Origin of the sequence: uncultured Aurantimicrobium sp. (genome assembly GCF_936931525.1) — a bacterium.
Taxonomy (GTDB): domain Bacteria; phylum Actinomycetota; class Actinomycetes; order Actinomycetales; family Microbacteriaceae; genus Aurantimicrobium.
Genome location: NZ_CAKZII010000001.1, coordinates 1 through 3,893 on the forward strand (window position 1 = coordinate 1; position 3,893 = coordinate 3,893).

Consider the following 3,893-nt stretch of genomic DNA (forward strand, 5'->3'; position numbering starts at 1 on the left):
GACCAAGCATCGATGCAGTCGGTGATGAATGCGGCCCGCACAGCTATCCGTGATGCATCCTCGAGTGGCTTGGTTGCCGTCTATCGCGTTCCTAACCAGGAACCCAATGCTCTGGCGCCTCAGAACTTTTCCAGCACAGAACTCACCGGTGGTGTGATCACCACTGAGCTCAAAGATCAGGTGATGACCACCCCAGACCAACAGTTCTGGCAGTCTGTTGAGCTTCCCATTAATGGAACAGTTGTGCCCGGAGTAGTCGTGGGCTCTCAACTGGATATCCCAGGAGCTGGCACCTACGAACTCTTCATTGGCTATGACTTTGAGCAGTCTGAACAAACCTTGCTGTTTATTCAACAGGTGTTGTGGTTCTCAGGTCTGGGCCTGTTGATTCTGGTCGGGGGAGTGGCCTGGTTCGTCTCCCGCATGGTTGTCTCGCCTCTGAAGAATGCGGCAGAAACATCTCAGAAGCTTGCTGCCGGTGACTTGGCCGTGCGCATCCCTGAAAAGGGCGAAGACGTCGTGGCCACACTTGCCAGGTCATTCAACGACATGGCAGGCAGCATGCAGCGCCAGCTCACAGAACTGGCAGACCTTTCTGTCATGCAACAGCGTTTCGTCTCCGACGTCTCTCATGAGCTCCGCACACCGCTGACCACCATCAAGCTCGCAGGTGATGTTCTCTTCCAAGAACGAGAGAGTTTTGACTCCAAGACCCGGCGCAGCACCGAACTCTTGAATGCTCAGGTGCTCCGCTTTGAGAAACTCCTAGGAGACTTGCTCGAGATCAGCCGTTATGACGCAGGAAGCGTGAACCTCGAGCCTGAGCCCACCAATGTTGCCGGACTCGTTCAGGATGTGGTGGGCACCATGACCACCTTGGCGGAGCAGCATGGTTGCGATCTGTCGCTCACCGCCCCTGGTGGTCACTTTGATGCAGATATTGATCCGCGTCGCGTTCGCCGAATCTTGATGAACCTCATTGGTAACGCTATTGAGCATGGTGAGCAGAAGGCCATTGATGTTGCCGTGGACTCCAACGCCACTGCTGTGGCCATTAGCGTCCGTGACCATGGCGTGGGTATGGATGCCGATCAGCTCGAGCAAGTCTTCAGTCGCTTCTGGCGTGCCGATCCATCCCGCCAGCGAACATTGGGAGGAACGGGTCTGGGTCTGGCCATTTCGTTAGAAGACGCCCGCGTTCACAACGGTCAGCTCGATGTGTGGGCTGCGCCCGGAGAAGGTGCGTTGTTCCGTCTCACGTTGCCCCGTGAACTTGATGTTCCTATTGCTTCTTCTCCATTGCCACTTGACCCCACTGGGGATTCAGGCGGGGAGGCGTGATGGCACCGAAGCTATCCAAAGTGACCGCCCTGGCAATTGCCGTCGTGGCGGTGTTTGTGCTGTCGGCTTGTTCGGGCATTCCTCGAGCGGGAAGTGTCAACCAAGGCTCTGCGGTTGTTCCCGTCGAGGATGACACCATTGAGTTCTTGCCGTCGGGTCCGGTTGAAAACGGCACAATTGAGCAGATTCTGCGTGGGTTTGTCGAGGCTTCCTCCTCACCTGTCAGTGACTACGCCATTGCCCGGCAGTTCCTGACTCCTGAATTCGCAACCCAATGGGATGCAACCTCCTCAGTGAATGTCGATGCCGGGCTTCGAACGGTTTTCCAGACTGATGACCAACTTGGGCAAGTTACCTACACGCTCACTGCGCTGGTTGATGCTCAAGGAAACTACTCGGATGTGTCACCGACGTTGTCGGTGACGAATGATTATTCGTTCCAGCAAATCGATGGTCAATGGCGCATTAGCTCTGCTCCCGATGGCGTGGTGATGGACAGGTTCACTTTTGACCAGGTGTATCAGGCACATCCGCTCTACTTCTTTGATTCAACGAATTCGCTCTTGGTTCCAGACGTGAGATTCTTCCCTGCCGGGGCATCCGCCAGTACTCGTATTACCAAGGCGCTATTGGCTGGGCCATCAGGATGGCTGGCAGCCAATGGCGCTGCTCACACGGCATTCCCTGCCGGCACAGCTCTTGTGGCAGACACGGTCCCCGTGACGCGCGGAACTGCAACAGTTGACCTCAATTCAGCTGCGCTCTCTGCTGACCCCACCGTCATCCGTCAGATGAAACAGCAGCTCGCTGCCAGCTTGCAGTCAGTGGAGAACATCAACACGGTCAATATGTTGGTCGATGGTGCCACCTTAAATAACGCCATCTCGAGTTCTATCGATTCAGTGATTCCTAAGCCAGTAGATTCCAGGCCTTTGGTGTTGACAGACAAAACATTCGGGTACTGGACAGGCTCAGCCGTGGAAACGGCCACACAATTAGCCCCTGCCATCTTGTCGGAACAACCTTCTGCAATTACTACCTCAAATGGGAACACTCAGGCAGCCGTGCTGACCGCTGAAGGCGTTGCTTTCATCCGAAACGGCAACGCCCAGCTTGTCGACACTCGTCCTGGGCTGATTGCCCCTGCACTGGATACCTTTGGCTACTTGTGGTCAGTCCCGGCAAGTCAGCCAGACAAACTTCTAGTGATCTCAACAGATGGCAAACAACTTCAACTAGAAGTTCCTTGGTCCAGTGCAGACTCCATTCAGTCACTCTCCCTCTCACGTGATGGGTCTCGTGTGCTGGCATTGATTGAAACAAATGGCGCTTATGAACTCCTTGTGAGTGCCTTAGTTCGCGGTGAAAAATCAGTCCCAGAGCAATTGGGAATCCCTCTCGTGCTGTCATTAGCCGCAGGAACTCCGGTTGCAGCGGCATGGGTCGACACCACAACTGTGGTGAGTGTCTCCACTGCTAACGGCGTCGGGAACGTTCGCACCCAGGTCATTGGTGGCCAAGGGGCAGACCTTGCCAAGATCACTTCTGGAACACCCGTGTCAGTCGTGGGTGCAAATACAGTTGCCGGGATCAGAATCTTGACCTTTGAAGGCAATGTGTTGACGCAACGAAGCAGTGCACAATGGCTCAGCGCCGTTACCGGTGTGAAGGTTCTGTCTGTTCAGCAATAGCTCACGACACTGGGGTTTTCCACCACCTTCTCATTTCTAGAGAAACCAAGGGAAGTCGATGCCACACTCTCGGCATGTGGACCTTCGTTGAATTCAAAGAACATTGCGCAGATGCTCTCGCTTTGGCGTTACCGATTAGTTGCGCTGGTTGCGGGCGTCCTGATCGGAACCTGTGCCACGACTGCCGGGCATCACTGGTGGCTGACCTGCAGTACCGAGAACTCTTTGACACAGAAAGTATGACTCGGCTGCCTCTGTGGTTTGCCATGGAGCTCGCAACGCCACTCAGTGGCGTTCTGCACCACTTTAAGGAACAGGGGAGGACATCCGTTGCAAAAGCATTAGCACAGCCCTTCATGAAGGCAATGAAGGCCAGTTACCGCCAAGCACGAGCAAACGAGCCTGAACTCGAGATCACGTGGGCCTTGCCGCCGTCCAGCAGGGCAAGTTTTCGTCAACGCGGTTATTCTCCAATTGCCTTGCTGGCCACAGCGGCAGGTGTGAAACCCACCACATTGCTGAAGATCAACCGTCGCCGTGCCGACCAATCTCAACTGGGCCGGATGGAACGTTTCAGCAATATGCGTGGGGTCTATGCAGCACATCCACGCGCACAAGGCAAACGCGTCATCCTCCTCGATGACGTTCTCACCACCGGTGCAACCCTGCTGGAATGCGCCCGGGCACTGCGTGCAGGGGGCGCAGATGTTGTTGGGGCAGCAGTGCTTGCCTACACTCCCAAAAACTTTCAGGACACTCGCAGGGAAAATGCGTGACATTTTGTTCCAAACAGGACTACATTTTCTACAACATCGATTGGCGTGAAAGGATCGCCCAAAAGTTGGGCGTAAACGCCAACTA

Annotated in this window: 3 protein-coding genes; all 3 read left to right on the forward strand. The window is 55.0% G+C overall.

From position 1 onward, the window contains the following. Window positions 1-1,341: MtrAB system histidine kinase MtrB (gene mtrB / locus Q0362_RS00005; protein ID WP_298118270.1), on the forward strand; the 1,341-nt coding region annotated here is incomplete at its 5' end. Beyond that, the gene (locus Q0362_RS00010; RefSeq protein ID WP_298118274.1) at window positions 1,341-3,032 is read left to right on the forward strand and encodes a GerMN domain-containing protein; all 1,692 of its coding nucleotides are present in this window, start codon (window positions 1,341-1,343) and stop codon (window positions 3,030-3,032) included. The genes mtrB and Q0362_RS00010, both read left to right, overlap by 1 nt. Window positions 3,033-3,271: 239 nt before the next feature. Then, complete coding sequence (locus tag Q0362_RS00015; protein WP_298118277.1) at window positions 3,272-3,808, forward strand: ComF family protein; 537 nt, start codon at window positions 3,272-3,274, stop codon at window positions 3,806-3,808. The last annotated feature ends 85 nt before the right edge of the window (window positions 3,809-3,893 follow it).